Raw genomic sequence first — 16,694 nt, 5'->3', positions numbered from 1 at the left:
GGCAGATTATGTATAGTGAACGACGCTTCACGACAACTTTTTTTTATCCACCGCGACACACTAGTCAGCGAATAAACCGCTGATTAGAGAGCGCGCCATGAACCGCAATGTCATCCTCACCTGCGCCGTTACCGGCGCGGGTGATACCACGACTAAAAACCCCAATGTACCCATTACGCCCAAGGCCATCGCGGCGTCCTGCATCGAGGCTGCCCGCGCCGGGGCCAGCATCGCGCATATCCACGTGCGCGCCCCGGAAACCGGTGGCATCAGCCATTCCACCGAGCAATTCCGTGAGGTGATGGAGCGTGTGCGAGAGGCGGATGTCGATATCGTCATGAACATCACCGCCGGTGGCGGCGGCGACTGGATACCGGATGTAAGCGATCCCACCCGCGGCGGCCCAGGCACCGATATACAGACGCCCGCTGAACGTCACGCACCGGTGGGTGAGCTGCTCCCCGAGCTGTGCACCCTGGACTGCGGCAGCCTCAACTTTGCCGACATGGTCTACGTGAACCCCGCCGATTGGCTGCGCGAACATGCTCGTTTGGTGCAAGCCGCCGGCGTCAAACCAGAGCTTGAGTGCTTTGACCTGGGCCATGTCTGGTTTGCCCGTCAGCTTCAGCAAGAGGGGTTGATCGACGATGACCCTCTCTATCAACTCTGCCTGGGCATCCCCTGGGGCGCCGAAGCCGACACCGAAACCATGCTGGCCATGCGTAACAAGCTGCCGGATAACGCCAACTGGGCGGCCTTCGGTATTGGTCGCCATCAGATGCCCATGGTCGCTCAGGCGGTGCTGCTGGGTGGCCACGCCCGAGTTGGCCTGGAAGACAACCTGTTTCTGGAGAAAGGCGTACTGGCCAACAACGGCCAACTGGTGGAGAAAGCCTCAACCATTATCGAGAACCTCGGCGCCCGGGTCATGACGCCTGCGGAAACCCGCGCCCACCTAAGCTTACGCCATCCATCAGGAGGTGATGCATGAGCCGTTTAGCCGTGATTGGAACCGGCGTGATTGGCAACGGCTGGATTGCCCGCGCCCTCGCCCAGGGTTGGGAGGTCGTCGCTTTCGATCCAGACCCCAAAGCGCCGGAACGCACCCGTTCATTTATCGACAACGCCTGGCCGTCATTAACCCAGCTCGGCCTGGCACCTGATGCCAGCCCTGAGCGGCTAACGTTTGGAGCGACGATTGAAGAGGCCGTGAACGGTGCTGACCTGATTCAGGAAAACGTTCCCGAGCGTCTACCGCTTAAGCAAGAAATCCTCGCGGCCATTGACGCTGCTGCCGAACCGGACGTCATCATCGGCTCGTCAACCTCCGGCTTCAAGCCCACCGACCTGCAGCAAAAGTGCCAAAAAACACCCGGACGCGTGATCGTCGCCCACCCCTTCAACCCGGTATATTTACTGCCGCTGGTGGAACTTGTGGGGGGTGACGCCACCCAGCCCGAGCAGATTGCCGCCGCCCAGGAACGCTATCAGTCACTCGCCATGCGCCCGCTGGTGGTTCGCCGTGAAATTGAAGGCCATATCGCCGACCGCTTGATGGAAGCGCTGTGGCGGGAAGCATTGCACCTGGTCAACGATGGCGTGGCGACCACCGAAGAGATTGATGCGGCCGTGGTTTACGGCTGTGGACTACGCTGGCCGTTGATGGGTACATTTTTAACCTTCCACCTGGCGGGTGGTGAGCCAGGCATGCGGCATATGCTGGAACAGTTCGGCCCGGCGTTAAAACTGCCCTGGACCAAGCTTGAAGCCCCGGAACTTACCGACGAATTGATTGATAAAGTGGTAGAAGGCTGTGAACATCAAGCCGCGGGGCGCTCGGTGGCGACACTGGACAAGCGTCGTGACGACTTTCTGGTCGAGTTGCTTGAGGTCGTCCACAAGTACTGGCCGGAAGCCGAGGGCTTAAAAGGACGCATTTAATGATCATCCATGAAACCCAAGTCGCCCCTGAGTGGGTCGACTACAATGGGCATATGAACGACGCGGCATACGCCCGCGTCTTCTCCCAGGCCTGTGAAGCGCTGATCGACCAGATAGGACTCGACGAAGCAGGCCGGGAACACTACGGCTACACGATCTACACGCTGGAAACCCACCTCTGCTATCGCCGCGAGGCACATCAAGGCCAACCGTTAAGTGTCGACCTGACGCTACTGGATAGCGATGCCAAACGCCTGCATGTGTTTTTCGCCATGTTCGATGACGAAGACAACCTGCTCGCTTCCAGCGAACAGATGCTGATGGGCATGGAAAAAGCGACAGGACACCCCCTTGCATTTCCAAAGCCGGTCGAGAACTGCGTGGCAAAGCTTCCTCAGGCTAATAAAGACCTGTGGCCAGAGCTTGCAGGGCGCACTATCGGCATACGTCGCTAGGCGTTACAAGACAGGATAGGTCATGCGGGAAAGGCAAACGCTATGCATATAGATGCCTTTATTCAACGTTTTAGTGCACAACTGGAGGCGATGGAAGCGCTGCCATTCCCCCGGGCACGGCACGCCTATGACATTCTTTGCCGAACCTTCGCCCCTTCTGATCCGGCCGGTATGCGGATTAAAGACGGCACTGTTGATGGTATCGATGTTCGCCATTTTATCCCCAGGCATCGTCTACCGGGGTGTGTGCTGTTTATACACGGCGGTGGCTTTACCATCGGCTCGATCGAAAGCCACCATGGCCCCGCCGCCAGCCTGGCCCGTGCGCTGGGTCGAGAAGTGGTAAGCGTCAACTACCGGCTTGCGCCTGAAGTCGCTTACCCTGCCATGCTGGCAGACTGCCAAACGGTGCTCGAAGCGATACAGCCCATTGCGCTGGTAGGTGACAGCGCAGGCGGGCGTCTGGCTATCGATCTTGCCCACCCTTTGATCAAGGCCCCACCGCTTGGGTTGATCTATCCAACGGTTGGCGAGCTATCACCTGGGTGTCTCGGGAAGGATGCGCCGCTGCTCTTACGCGACGATATACTAGGCCTTCGCCAACGCTGCCCAGAGATCAGCGCCGCCAAGCGCGATCTCGCGCCACCCGCGACGGGCATCGAAGTACTGACAGTCGAACACGATCCGCTGACTCAGCCCATCGAAACCGCAGTCGCTAACTGGCAGGAAGCGGGTGCCTCAATCGGCTATCGCTGTGCGCCGCAGATGGTGCACGGCGCTCTGCACGCCCAATCACAGCTGCCCAATATGGGCAGCGCATGGCAGGCGTTTTGCCATGCGCTCAAGCATCGTCTTGTTGGTTAAGAGCCGAACTGGGCCCGCACCTCCTCAATAGCGGATTCACCCTCACGGGTTTCAACGCCCTCAAGCCACTCGGCAACGGTATCCAGGTTGTTGCCTATCCACTCGTTCGCGACTTCATCCGCCGGGCGCTCTTCGTAGCTGTACTCATGCACCCATTCGTTCTGGTCCTCGATATCGATCACGTACTGCGACAGGAAACGGTGGACCTCGGGCGCCTCGTCCGCCAGGCTGGCCGGCGTAATGGTCCATACGGTGCTTTCAATCGATGCCACACCCGCGTCGTCGCTATCGGCCAAGTAGGCCAGGTCGAAGCTCACGTTCATCCAGTGAGGCTCCCAGCCGACAAACGTCACCCACTCCTCATCGGCCATTTTTTGCTCAGCCTGGGCAAGCATCGCCGAGGTCGAGCTTTCGCGGAGCTGCCAATCGCCCAAGCCGGCAAGGTCGTTATCGATGGCGTTGAGGATCGCCTCGTTTATGCCAGTTCCCGCTTCAATACCCTGGATTTCACCGTCAAACCGGTCGTGATGCTCTGCCAGTTCAGCGACCGTCGTGACGCCAGCATCATAAACGTACTGGGGAACCACCAACCCGGAATTGGCACCGCTGATGTTTGAAACCACTTTCTCAACTTTGTCGTCAGCCACCAACGGCTCGACCATGTCGGTCTGTACGGGGTACCAGCCGCCTAAATAGACCTCAAGGTCATTATTCGACAAGCCTTCAAGAATGACACTCACGGCTAGATCCTGCTGCCGCGTCTGGTAACCCATGGTTTCGAGCAGTTGGGCCGCCACTTCGGATTTCACGGTGACACCTGGCCACGGCGGTACCCCAAAGCGCAGCTCGTCGAGTTCCGCCATAGCAGGTGTAGCGGTCAACGCAGTAAGTAAAAAACCCGCTTTTAACGACATTGATTTGATAGTGGTCGGCATCTGGCTAAACCCTCTTGTTGATTAGGTTCTGCCAGTATGCGCGGCTCCCACTCCACTACTAACCACAAGGCGACATTTATTAATCATTAAGCGACTTTCAGGCGTCTGGCGTCTTTATTCTGTGTCAGAATAACGTACCTGCCGTGGCGAAACACCGTAATAAGTGCGGAACGCACGCGCAAAGCTCGACGACGAACTAAACCCGCAGGCCACGGCCACCGCCAAGATCGCCAGATCGGTCTCGGCAAGCAGGCGCCTTGCGCGTTTAATGCGCAGCTGCAAGTACCATTGACGCGGGGTGGCATTCAATTCCTGTTCAAACAGTCGCTGTAGCTGACGCACCGACACCTCTACTCGGTTTGCCACCTCTTCAAGGGTGAGCGGCTCTTCAAGGTTCTGCTCCATCAGCGCCACCGCCTCGACCACGCGCCGGTTGTGGGTACCTAACCGCTTGACAAGTGCCATGCGCTGCTGGTCGCTGCGGGTACGAATCCGGTCATGAATAAGCTGCTCGGAAACATCGATGGCCAGCTTCGCGCCATGCCGTCGCGCGATTACCTCCAGCGCCATATCCATCGCCGCCGCCCCACCCGCACAGGAAAAACGCCGCTCGCCAAGCTCATAAAGTTCATCGGTGGTATCAATACCCGGAAAGCGTTCGCGAAAAGCCGGCAGACTCTCCCAGTGCAGCGCCACCCGTTCGCGTTTCAACAACCCGGTGGCAGCGAGCAGAAACGCGCCGGTATCAATGCCGCCCAAACAGCAGCCCGCCTGATCCAACTGGTGAAGCCACGCCATTAACGGCCGAGTGAGATGCGCCTCGGGCGTAAAACCACTGCATACTGCCAGGGATGGCAAGTGATGCACCTCTCGGGTCGCTTGATCTGCCATGAGCGTCATGCCGTTGGACGCCGTTACTGGCCCGCCATCCGCACTAATCAATGTCCAGTCGAACAGTGGGCGGCTGGCAATGCGATTAGCGATACGCAGTGGCTCGACTGCCGCAAAAAAAGCCATCATGGAAAACTGTGGCAACAATAAAAACCCTACCATTTCGGGTGTCGGGCCATGGTAACTAAGACGCATAACAATGCTCACGTTCAGTACATTTAAACACTGGAAAGAAAAGCGATTTATCGGCCATTTGACGTTTCTTCCGCAACGATTGGCAAACGATTAAATAGCCCCGGCATGCTGGCTTTCTCGCATATCAGATTATCGGCCCTTGACGTATACTTTATATATTAAAGACGATAGCTCTTTAAAATAATCACAGGAATCACAATTGACTCGACAGCGCCTTTACGCGCGCCTCTTGATGGCCGTAACCTTACCGTTGATGCTGGTCACCGCCACACTATGGCCGGTACTGCGTGTGCACCTGGAAACCCGCCAGGAAAGCATCCGTGCAGAAACTCGCGCCATTATGCAGGTGGGCAAAGATACCCTGTTACGCGATATTAACGAGACGCTCAGTTACGCGCTCGCGGTTGCCGAGATGCCGGTCATCAAGGCTCATATGACAGGCGAGAACGACGAAGACATCGACAATTCGACGTCGGCGCAGTTGACTGGATTTTTATCGACGCTGATCGAACACTACCCGCGCTACACCAAGCTTATACTGATCGATAATCAGGGCAACGAAGTCCTGCGTGCCCCGGTAGGGATTACCTCCGACCCTCGCTTTACTGACCATCATCATGCCAGTACCGATTATTTCAAAGCCGCCAGTAAGCTGTCTGCCCGAGATCTCTACATCTCTCCGCCCGGTCGCAATCTCCAATACGAGCTATTCAGTGGTGAAGTGGTCCCGGTCGTCAATGTCGCCACCCCTATTTTTGACGATCAAGGCGAACGCCAGGGGATGGTTCTGTTGAGCCTTAACTGGCAGCACCTCACCAAGGCCGTCCAACAGGCCATGCTCATTGATCCCGACGCGGGCGTTCTATTGGCGGATGCCCAGGGCGGTTGGCTTCTCACGGAAGGCAGCCAGCGCCTGCCGATGATCAGGTTTGGTGACAATTACGCCCGACTGGCCGCTGAACCATGGCAACCTGTAACCGAGCAAGATGAAGGGGCATTCACCCTTGGCGACCATTTATTACGTTTTCAGCGTTTGGATATACGTAGCGAAGCCTACGAGGGGCTAACAGGACGCATTTTCAGCCAGGACGACACCCTCCCCTGGGTATTGGGGGTTAGCCTACCCACCCCCACCTGGAAGTCGCTGCTGCAAGATGAAGCCATCGTTGTCTGGTTTTTATTGCTCACCTACTCCACGGCGGTGGCGCTGGGCATCTATTGGTCAATTAGCAGTCACCAACAGCGCAAGCTGCGCCGCCAGGCACAGCAGCAAGCCAACGAAGTCAGCAATCTGTACGAAAACGCCCCCTGTGGTTACCATTCACTGAACGCCGATGGCGTGATCCTTAAAATGAACCAGACCGAACTCGACTGGCTGAGCTTAACCCGCGATGTTATCGGCAAGCGTTGCTATCGCGACTTTATTTCGCCAGATTCACTGCCCGCTTTTGATGCCGCCTTTCAGGACGTAAAAGCAGGCCGCCAGGGCGAGGCAGAATGCACACTGATAGCCACCGATAGCCAGGAGCGCCAAGTGGTCATTCAAGCCGTCGGGTATCTGGAAAAAGATCGTTTCAAGTACTCAAACGCCACCGTCTTTGACATTACCGAGCGCAAGCAACTGGAAGAAAAGCTCCGCGCCCAGGCCATGACGGATCCGTTAACCGGCGTCTACAACCGGCGCTACTTACAAGCGCAGGCCAGCGTCGAGATATCACGTGCCTCAAGGCACCAGACGCCTATCTCTCTCATCGCCATTGATATTGATCATTTCAAGCGCATCAACGACGAATACGGTCACGACGCCGGCGATGAAGTGCTTAAACGCTTTACCGATGTCATTAAAGGATTGCTGCGCCATGAAGATCTTCTGTGCCGTGTAGGCGGCGAAGAATTCGCCATCTTGCTGCCTGACACTCCGTTGGAGAAAGCGTGGCAAGTGGCAGAGCGCATTCGAGTTGCCGTGGAGCAGACTCAAGTGCCCCTTGAGCAAGACGACGTACCGATTACCATTGCCATCACCGCTTCCTTCGGCGTGACGCACGTCGCCAGTGGCGAAATGAGCTTAAAGGCCGCTATCAAACGCGCCGACAACGGCCTCTACGAAGCTAAAGCTGCGGGCCGGAATCGTATTGTTCTTCAAGAGAGGTAATGACTGAATTTTGAATGATTCGCCCTCCCGTTCAGCCATCAATTCTTCCCGATGACGTTTTGCTAGCGACAGCTTAATTTGCTTTCTGACCAGATTATCTTGAGGGCCAGGGGAATTCTGCGATCAGTAAAGTGGTCCCAGCTTCTTATACACTTTTAGTCACCCGAAGCAGTGCGTCGGGCGCTTGACTTCTACATGGAATGGAAACCTTTGATGACCCAACCACTGCAAAGCCTTGAACAACTAATCGACCGGGTTAGTCAATCGACGCACGACAACGACCAGGTCTCAGTCGGGATGGTTGTCGAGTCGGTTGGCAGGCGTTCTTTTGGGCCGTTGCTGATGCTGATTGGTATTACGCTGTTTTCGCCGCTAAGCGGTTTACCCGGCATGTCCATCTTCATGGGGTCATTCGTGCTGCTAATCGCCGTACAGATGCTCATCGGCCGAAAACAGTTCTGGTTGCCACACTTTATCCTCAACCGTTCCATCGAGCGCCGCAAGCTTCAAAAAGCGCTCCATTGGCTCAACAAGCCTGCACGCAGCATCGACCGCGTTCTCAAACCGAGGTTAACATTTCTGGTTCGTAACGGCGGTAGCTATGGGATTGCCTCACTGTGCATCGTCGTCGGACTTTGCATGCCATTTATGGAGCTGGTGCCATTTTCATCTTCGGCCGCTGGTCTGGCGTTATTGGCGCTAGGACTGGCACTCGTCGTGCATGACGGCTTGTTGGTACTGCTGGCTCTTGGGGCATTCAGCGCAACTCTCATACTTATCGTTGCCAACATTCTGTGACGGCTCTTCGACATGAGCGGAGAGTCGTCGTATATTCAAAATCGCCATTGTAGGCTGGAATGATTCAGGTGTTATCAGCGAGGCGGCAGTTGATGCCCGCTGGGTATCTTCCATTGGGATTATCCAGGCGGAGACGAATACCAAAGGTTCTGCTGGAGGGGTCGATAACACTGTCAATACGTTCTATCTCGGCACTGACCGTTTTTTCGACGGGCGCCGTCAAGTAAATATCGAGGTTATCGCCGATCGTATATTGATTAAAGGCTTCGAGCGGCATGACCAAGTCGATACGTAGTGGATCGAGCTGAACAAGCTCGAGGATAGGCGTGTTATCGATGAATTCACCTTCTTCACTTTCCACACTGGCAATCACGCCATCGAAGGGCGCTTCTCCCACCATTTCATTGAGTCGTGCCTGGGCCTGATTGGCTTGCAGGCGAGCAAGAGAGAGTTCCGTGCTAATCTGATCCTGCTCGCTTTCACTGAGTATGCCTTGATCAATCAGCCGCTGGTTGCGTTGCAGCGTACGTAACGCATATTGCGCACGTGCGTTTTCGAGCTCAAGACTGGCTTCTTCCACATCGCGCTTTAGCGTGTAGAGTGTATCGCCTTCCTCAACCCTATCGCCGCTGTCAATCCGGATTTCATCAATCATGCCTGGGACTTCACTCGACATGGTGGAACTCCGTCCAGGATCGACCAGACAACTGGTCGCTTCAATCTGGCGGCTATCTTGCGCCAAACCAAGGCTTGGCAAGCCAACAAGAGTCAGAATAAGCAGATGGTTTGCACGATGAAACATGGCTAATGCCCTTTTGACGATGGTGAGTTGACCGCTGTCGTAAATTGATCCTGTCCGCCCCTATTCACTTCGCCCACTGAAACCGAGCTGATCCGCTTCACGCCAATCGGCTTCGAGCAGTCGCGCGCGTTCGCGAGCATGCCGTCTTTCGCGTTGGTTTTGGGCAAGTTTCAGTCGTTTGTGCAGAGGTCCTAAATGACGCTGCCAACCCTGAATCTCATTGAGTAATGTGCTCTGATCAAACAGAACCCATTCCACACTGCCTGGGTCACCCTGGCGGGCACAACGACCGGCTATCTGCCGGTCGATGCGCGAAGCGTCATGCAGTCCGGCAATGATGATGTGTAGACCACCTGCCTCGCGGGCGGCAGGTTCCAAGGCGATATCAGTGCCACGGCCAGCCATGCTGGTCGCAACGGTAATGGCCTCACATTGGCCAGCAGCAGCGATTACATCAGCTTCTTCCTCATCCTGCCTAGCATTGAGCACAGAGTGATCAAGTCCAAGCTGAGCAAGCACAGACGATAACACTTCAGAGTCTGCCAAGCTGACGGTAGCGATCAATACCGGGCGACCACTGGCTATCAACTCACGCGCCCGTCGAGCGACATAATGCCAGCGGTGACCATCGTCGGCTTTAAAGGTAGTCACACCCAGATCGACACGCTGCGAAGGCTTGTGAGGGGGAATACTCACCACACGCACCCGATAGGTCCGCCAGAGTTCACTTTTCACTTCCCGGGCAGTCCCGGTCATACCTGCTAGATGCTGATAACGACGAAAGAAACGCTGGTAAGTAAGGCGGGCTAAAGTGCGATTGGGATCGCTAGGCTCACAGCCTTCCAGCCGCTCGATCATCTGCTGTAGGCCTCGCTCCCATCGGCGGTCAGCCAAAACGCGGCCGCTATGCTCATCAATAATCTGCACCTGACCGTCGCGCACCAGGTAGTGACGGTCGCGCTGGAATTGGTGGCGCGCCACCAAGGCTTGGTGGAGCAACCATTCGCGTCGCGCCCGGCCCAGCCAACCATTCTTTTGCCCGTGTGCTTCCAGACGCTGTTCGGCCTGCTCGGCGAGGGCCTTTTTGCCTTTTTCGGTCAAATGGAGCTGGTTTTTCTCCCTAACGAAGTGTTCATCTTCCTGAAATTTTCCTGCCAGTTCCAGCACCTCGTCAATCAAAGCGATATCGACGGGATCCGTGGTGTCCTGGCCAGAAAGCACTAACGGGGTTCGAGCTTCGTCAAGCATGACACTGTCTGCCTCATCGACAATGGCAAAATGAAGTCCTTTCAGTAACAGCCGCTGGTCATCCAGTGCGCCCTTGAGTCTTGCTGCGTGAGCAAGTAGTGGGGTGCGATCCTGCTTAAGCTCTCGGCCATCGCGCAGGTAATCGAATACCAGTTCCTTGTTAGTGCAGTATGTAATATCAGCGCTATAGGCTGATCGCCGATGCATCGGCTCCATTTCGTGTACGATTGCCCCGACTCTCAGCCCCAGTCGGTCATAGACAGGTCCCATGCTCTCGGCATCACGGCTAGCCAGATAATCGTTGACGGTGATGATGTGAACCGGCACCCCTGCGAGTGCTGCAGTGGCAGCGGGTAACGTAGCGGTTAGCGTCTTGCCTTCACCGGTTGGCATTTCGGCGATGCATCCTTCCAACAGCGCCAGTCCGCCTATCAATTGTACATCGTGGTGCGCCATGCCCAACTCCCGCCAGGCAACTTCACGAACCGTGGCAAATGTCTCGCGGATAAGACGGGTGGTCAGCCCGTGGGCCAGCAGTCGTCGACGCAGCGAGAGGATATGGTCATTCAGGGACAGCTCATCGAGCGTTGCCAACCGTTCGCCATGGCGGTGTATCGTCGGCAGTGCGGCACGCAGCCTCCAGCGTTGACAGCGATCAGGCAGATGCAATGGGGCACGGACCCAGCGCCATAACCGCTCCAGTGGTGTCGGCGGTTCAACATGGCGTTCGGGGCGGTCGAGGACATCGACTGGCTTGCGAGGAAGCGAGGAAACAGCCATGACTATCTGTCGAACAACGAAAGGAAATTACGTCGGATAGCCCGCCACCAGCGATAGCCGATAGGCTCCGGCGGATGCTCGATACGCACATGCACACGACCATCCAGCAACAGTGGCAGGCTGCTCTCGATCAAACCTTTGGCATCGAAATCGGCCAGGTAATGTCGGCGAAAGGCGGTCAACGGCTCCTCGGCTTCCGGATCGAGCGCGATATCGCCTCCTCCCTGCTGAGTCAGGGTTGCACTGGGAATATCGTGAGTCGCTCGAGGTGAAATCCATTCCACAGATGAGTCGACACTGGTGTCGTGGCCCGGGAGGCGCAGACTGACGTCCCGTACCTTCCGGCTGACTTCGTCACGTCGATAAGCCGGTAGCATGGCGCGTATACGTAGATCGTCATTGCGTAAAACGACCGCAACGGGTTCCCCACGCTGCAAATGCTGCCCCAGTGGTGGCCGACCTTCCGGCATCATCAGCCACCCATCGCGGGGACTGGTCACCAAGGTCGCGGCAGCACGCAGACGCGCATCAGCCAGGCGCTGCTCCACCAGTTCGAGATTTTCGCGTTCCATGGCGATATCCTGCGCTTCGCGAACACTGGCTTGCAAGCGCAGTTCGGCTTCGCGGCGATGTGCTTCAAGACGGCTGACTTCAGCCAACAGTTCCGGGGCATTGAGTCGCATGAGCACTTCTCCCTGGGAGACCTTTTCGCCATCCTCGACGAGGATCTCACTGAGTTCTCCTGCTGCACCGAGACGCACGTGGGTCGGTTCACCGCTGTCGACGATGCCCTGCACCACAGTGGCATAGGGCACGGGTACCACGAACAGCAGCACACCGAGCGTGCCAAGCACACCCAGCAGCCAGGTCCAGGCACGATGGCGTGAGCCTTCCAGACGGGATTCGACGGTCATGGTCTTGAGCAGTTTCAGAGTGGGCATGATAAGTGTCATGAAGATGGACCAGCACGCCAGCAATACACCGACGAACAGATATTGGGTGGCAACGAAGGTCGCAATGGCCACCATCAGCACCAGCCGATATGCAAACGATACGACCGAGTAGCTCACCAGCCAGAGGGCTTCGCGCCGCGAACCAGCTTGGCCCGTGACGTCGCGACGCTTGAGTAGATATCGCTTGATTGCATAGCCAAGTTGCTGATTGGCGCGTGAGCCAAGGTTGGGAATCTCCAGCCAGTCAGCCAGCACGTAATAGGCATCAAAACGCAGCAATGGGTTGCCGTTGAACAGCAGCGTCGAGACCCCGGCCAGTAGCATTACATTGAACATCAGCGAACGTAGAACGCCCGGTTCGGCCATTGCCCATACCAGCATCGCCAGCGCCGCCAGGAAGAGTTCGATCAGGATACCGGCGGCACCGACCAACATCCGACGGCTCTTGTCCGGGCAGGCCGCAGCGGCACTGGCGTCGACATAGGGAACGGGAAAGAATACCAGCAGCATGATCCCGATTTCATGGACTTCGCCACCGGCGTCCTTGGTTGTCCAGGCGTGGCCGAGTTCGTGCAACGATTTGATCAATGGATAGACCAGCGCCATCAGCAACAGGTTGTCGATACCCAGCACCCTGTCTGCCAGATTGTGGGTCAATCCTTGCCAATGCATGCCTGCCACGACCAGCGCCAACCCCACCGTCGCCAACCAGATAGCCGCCCCCAGGGCACCGATGAACGGTCTGACCAGCGGATACGTCGCCGCCACGAAACGTTCGGGGTCAAACAGCGGAATGCGAATACCCAACGGCGAGCGGATCAATTGCTGCCATTTGCTGCGCTGGTGTTTCCGCTGGCGACGTGACAGTTCATCGATGTCGATATCGCCATGGCCGGCTAGCACATTGGCGTTGTGGAGTCGCCCGATCAGGCCGATCAGTTCCTGCTGGGTGGGCATGGCATCGCCCAAGGTGCGGCTGACCTGCTCCCATACCTCACCCAGCGTCCGTCGACCATCCAGTCGCCCGATGATCTGATAGGCCTCGGGGGTGAAGCGATGTACCTGACCGGTGAGCGTATCGTGCAACACGTACCAGGGCTCGCCACGATATTCATGGCGATGCAGGCTGGCATGGCGTCGCAGCCGCAACCGCAGGTCGGCCACCCGATGCCAGTGCTGGCTATAGAGAGCGCCAGCCATGGTTCAGCCCCACCATCGCCAGACATTGAGACGCAGCCAGTCGACGAGTTCGCGGGTCCAGATGCTGATCAATCGATCTTCCCCCAGTTCGATCTTGCCAACCCCTTCCATGCCGGGGCGTAGTCCGGTCGGCGCCTCCTTGAGTTCCGCTTCGACGATGAAACGGTTGCTACCTTCCTGACTGTGGGTTTCCGGCGTAAGACGAGTCACCTCGAAGTCGAGCGGCGTATCGGTCATGGCGGATAGTATCAGCTCGCCCTGCTGACCCGGAGAGACATCATTGATGCGCGCTTCATCCACCGCCAGTTCCAGGCGGTAGTCATCCTCCGGCGCCACCCGGAACAGCTCTTCGCCCCCTTCCACGGCACTGCCCAGGCGTTGGGTCAAATCACCGCTGACCACGACACCATCATAGGGAGCCCGTAGATTGGCACGATCCAGTCGTGACTGGACCAATTGCAACTCTGCCTCGGCCTGGTCACGCTGGGCATCGACGACATTGAGCGAGGCGCGCTCGCCTTCGGCACGCAGCTCCTGGGCCTCGCTGGACAGCTTGGCCAGCTCACTCTGCGATTGAAGTTGCTGGAGACGAAGGTCACGGGTATCCATGGTGGCGAGAACATCACCCTTTTCAACCCGATCACCGGCACGCACCCGAGCATCGTCGATATACCCCTGAAAGGGCGCAGCGATCACCCGCTGCAAATCGCTTCTGAGCGTCGCATCGGCGGACTGATGATCGGTACCGGTGGCGGAGTACGCAAATGCCGCCACCGCCACCAGCACGATCGCGGTCAATTTGTAACCGAGATGCCCCGCCCCCAGCAGTCGGGCGCTCTGCTCCCCCACCGCCGCTATCGCCTTGATAGGCAGCGGGCGGTCATTACGTCGCTTCTCTTCCAGGGCGCGGGTGCAGAGCGCCATGAGGCTCTGCAATGCCCCGATGTCCTCATCATCGAAGGGCTGCTCGCGCTCAATGGTCACCGCCCCCCGGGGCTTGCCATCATCCAGACACGGCACTGTCAGGGCACATGGCACGTCGGTCATTTCGCAGAGCACGCCGTGGCAGCGATTGACCGGCGCGCCCGCTTCCTGCTCGGCGCCTTCCTGGAGAGGCCAGACCACCGCCCGGCGCTGATCGAGCGCTTCATCCATGGCCGCTTCGGTCGCGCGGATGCGATTCATCTTGCGATTGAAGCGGGCACTGTGGGAGATCTGGCACATCCGGGTACGACTGCCCCGCCGCCATCCCAGACTGACACGCTCGGCATCCAGCGCCGCCGCCAGCCGGGTAGTGAGTTGCATCGCAGCGGCATCGAAACTGGACTGTTCGAGCACCGCTGCCAGCAAGGTGAGATGGTCACCGAGCTGCGACTGCCGACGCCGCGTGATGGCATGGTGGCGAGCCAGGATGTCGCGCTCGAGGCCGGCAACGGCGTCCTCGAGGCGCTGCATCAAGGGAACCAGATCGTCCTCTCGAGGCGACTCGGCGGGCGCACCTGAATGCGTGACACGCAGCGCCACGACCCCGATTAATGAGGCTCCTGCATTGTCTGAAAGGTCCCGCACAGGGTAGCCAATGGCCAGTCCGCCCTGGTCCAGAGCACTGACCAGACCGCGCTGCGCCTCACGCACCTGGTCGGCGAGGTCCAGCAGTGCCACGCCATCGGCATTGGCCGGCCATAGCGCGACCGGCAGCCAGCTCGGCGACTGGCGCCATAGCACGATACCCTCGGCGACCTCGACACCGGGATACGACGCGGCCAGACGCTCGCCGTGGCGCGTCAGCCACGCCTGGGTATCGACGATGTCCGCCGAGGTGGCAGCAGCCTGAGTCTCGACGTCACCGGTCGTTGGCGTCATTCATCCTCCTCATCACCTCCTTGACAGAGCCGTTGCCAATCGCGTGCGGCACATTCGCGGCGCAGCGCCTCCAGCCGGGTTTGAGACGCCCCCTGCGACTTGGCACCGGCCTTGGCGATCCCCCACCCTGTCGAGGCGGTAAGCGCCGTCAGGAATTCCTCGGGAATCGCCAGGCCACTCTGTTCGATCAGCGCCTGAGCGGCGTCATCGCTCTCTGGCTCTTGCTCTTGCGTTTGTGCCTCCGGATTATCGGCGGATGGCTGAGCGGCTTCCTGGCCGTCACCTTGCATCGCCGTATTGGCATCCCCCATGGCGGGAGGATTGTCTTGTATCTGACGTTCCGCCTCTGCGCCGCTGGAGACATTGGCAGCGACTTGCGAGGCAATGCTGCCACGCAGCGAACTGCCTTCGCGCTGTTGCCACTCGGAGATCAACCGCTCCATACGTTCGATGGCGCTGTTGGCGGTGGTCGTATTGCCGCCATCGCCGCTGAGGGCATTCACGCCAGCGGTATTTCCCCCTCCCAGCAGCAGCCAGGTGCCGCCGTCACTGTCGCTATCGCCATCTTCACCTTCACTCTCCCCGTCATTGCTGTAGAGGTCCTGTTGCGAGGAACGCAGCAGGTCCAGGCGGCCTTGTGCCAAGGTAACGAGCGAAATGACCTGTTCACTCTCGTCCGGCTCGGAAAGCGCGATACGGAAGCGGCCATAGTCACCAACCACCGAATCCTCTTCAAACGAAGCGGAGAAGCCGTCGCCACCGGCGCCACCAATGGCGATATCGCCGTCCGGGCCGGTGTAGATTTCATCATTACCTCCTTCAAAGAGGCTGATCGCTTCCACCGTGAGCAGCGCGGGATCACGGGTGACGCGGCCGAAGTCGCCGAACAGGATATCCTCGCCAGCGTTGCCTTCCAGTCGATCGCCGCCGGCACCGCCGAACAGGATGTCGCGATCGCTGCCACCGATCAGTCGGTCGGATTCGCCATAGGCCGGATTACCGGTTTCGGCCATGACGTAGCGGCCCTCGGCGTTGCTTTCGATGCGACCGTCATCGCCGATAGCGATGGACTCGCCCCCGGCGTTGCGGGTCTCGTCGCTGCCCATGCCGGCAATCACCTGGTCATCGCCTTGGCCGGTAACGATGACATCGCCGGCCCCGGTGGCGGCCGAGGTATCGAGACTCTTGACCTGGGAACGAATTCCGTAGAGCGCCTCGATACGACCGTTATCACCGAGCACGGTATTATCGCCACCGGCCAGGCTAATGGCATCGCTGCCGACACCGCCGATCACCCAGTCGTCGCCACAGCCTCCGTCGATGGCGTCATCGCCGCCGATTGCGAAGGTGTGCGATGCGAGACTGGCGATCCGGCCCTGCCCATCGAAGATCGCGTCGGCATGATCCCCGGCGATCAGGTCACGGCCATTGCCGGTGTCAATCCGATCGCTGCCATCGCTGGCGATGACCAGATTGTCACCATTTCCAAGACTGATGTGGTCATCACCGCCAAGCCCCGGATTCGTGGAAATGGCCTGATCAAGAACCCCGTTGTCATGCCAACTGATACGCCCAAGATCGGCCAGAACCAGGCTATTCTCATTACCGGTTCGAACT

13 protein-coding genes (1 of these 13 running past the window's edge) are annotated in these 16,694 nt (G+C 58.2%); 6 read left to right on the top strand and 7 right to left on the bottom strand.

Annotated elements, in window-relative coordinates; translation table 11 throughout:
* Positions 1-97 precede the first annotated feature (97 nt).
* The 4 genes from QC816_RS03705 to QC816_RS03690 are packed head-to-tail and all read left to right on the top strand — an operon-like array spanning position 98 to position 3,260.
* Complete coding sequence (locus QC816_RS03705) at positions 98-991, top strand: beta-keto acid cleavage family enzyme (protein WP_309781051.1); 894 nt, start codon at positions 98-100, stop codon at positions 989-991.
* On the top strand, positions 988-1,941 hold the full coding sequence (locus QC816_RS03700) for an L-carnitine dehydrogenase (protein WP_309781050.1): 954 nt from the start codon (positions 988-990) through the stop codon (positions 1,939-1,941). Before QC816_RS03705 ends, QC816_RS03700 begins: the two co-directional genes overlap by 4 nt.
* Positions 1,941-2,396 (top strand): thioesterase family protein, encoded by a 456-nt coding sequence (locus QC816_RS03695; protein WP_085919009.1) that lies wholly within the window; start codon positions 1,941-1,943, stop codon positions 2,394-2,396. The genes QC816_RS03700 and QC816_RS03695 overlap by 1 nt, the downstream gene beginning before the upstream one ends.
* Before the next feature lie 42 nt (positions 2,397-2,438).
* The gene (locus QC816_RS03690; protein ID WP_309781048.1) at positions 2,439-3,260 is read left to right on the top strand and encodes an alpha/beta hydrolase fold domain-containing protein; all 822 of its coding nucleotides are present in this window, start codon (positions 2,439-2,441) and stop codon (positions 3,258-3,260) included.
* Here the strand turns inward: QC816_RS03690 and QC816_RS03685 are convergent.
* The gene (locus tag QC816_RS03685) at positions 3,257-4,195 is read right to left on the bottom strand and encodes an ABC transporter substrate-binding protein (RefSeq protein ID WP_309781044.1); all 939 of its coding nucleotides are present in this window, start codon (positions 4,193-4,195) and stop codon (positions 3,257-3,259) included. The two genes, QC816_RS03690 and QC816_RS03685, sit on opposite strands and share 4 nt — an antisense overlap.
* 114 nt (positions 4,196-4,309) lie before the next feature.
* On the bottom strand, positions 4,310-5,281 hold the full coding sequence (locus tag QC816_RS03680) for a GlxA family transcriptional regulator (RefSeq protein ID WP_309781042.1): 972 nt from the start codon (positions 5,279-5,281) through the stop codon (positions 4,310-4,312).
* 199 nt (positions 5,282-5,480) lie between these two features.
* Between QC816_RS03680 and QC816_RS03675 the strand changes: the two genes are divergently transcribed.
* Positions 5,481-7,433, top strand: a complete 1,953-nt coding sequence (locus tag QC816_RS03675) for a diguanylate cyclase (protein ID WP_309781040.1) — start codon at positions 5,481-5,483, stop codon at positions 7,431-7,433.
* Between the two features lie 213 nt (positions 7,434-7,646).
* Positions 7,647-8,231, top strand: a complete 585-nt coding sequence (locus QC816_RS03670; protein ID WP_309781038.1) for an exopolysaccharide biosynthesis protein — start codon at positions 7,647-7,649, stop codon at positions 8,229-8,231.
* Between the two features lie 64 nt (positions 8,232-8,295).
* On the opposite strand, the gene QC816_RS03665 is transcribed toward QC816_RS03670, so the two are convergent.
* The 5 genes in view from QC816_RS03665 to QC816_RS03645 are tightly spaced (at most 60 nt apart) and all read right to left on the bottom strand, a layout consistent with a single transcriptional unit that may run on beyond the window.
* Positions 8,296-9,033 carry an efflux RND transporter periplasmic adaptor subunit gene (locus QC816_RS03665; protein WP_309781037.1) on the bottom strand — a complete coding sequence of 246 codons (738 nt, stop codon included), beginning with the start codon at positions 9,031-9,033 and terminating at the stop codon, positions 8,296-8,298.
* A gap of 60 nt (positions 9,034-9,093) precedes the next feature.
* Positions 9,094-11,061, bottom strand: coding sequence for a preprotein translocase subunit SecA (locus QC816_RS03660; RefSeq protein WP_309781035.1), 1,968 nt, complete (start codon positions 11,059-11,061; stop codon positions 9,094-9,096).
* A gap of 2 nt (positions 11,062-11,063) precedes the next feature.
* Entirely contained in the window at positions 11,064-13,214 is a 2,151-nt protein-coding gene (locus QC816_RS03655) for a biotin/lipoyl-binding protein (RefSeq protein ID WP_309781032.1), read from the bottom strand.
* A gap of 3 nt (positions 13,215-13,217) precedes the next feature.
* Complete coding sequence (locus tag QC816_RS03650) at positions 13,218-15,077, bottom strand: GAF domain-containing protein (RefSeq protein WP_309781030.1); 1,860 nt, start codon at positions 15,075-15,077, stop codon at positions 13,218-13,220.
* Positions 15,074-16,694 carry the final stretch of a calcium-binding protein gene (locus tag QC816_RS03645; protein WP_309781027.1) on the bottom strand. It continues 24,800 nt past the right edge of the window, so the window shows 1,621 of its 26,421 coding nt (coding positions 24,801-26,421); the start codon falls outside the window, past its right edge; its stop codon occupies positions 15,074-15,076. Before QC816_RS03645 ends, QC816_RS03650 begins: the two co-directional genes overlap by 4 nt.

It is taken from the genome of Vreelandella janggokensis, assembly GCF_031451615.1.
GTDB lineage: Bacteria > Pseudomonadota > Gammaproteobacteria > Pseudomonadales > Halomonadaceae > Vreelandella > Vreelandella janggokensis.
This window is presented reverse-complemented; position numbering and strand designations above follow the sequence as displayed.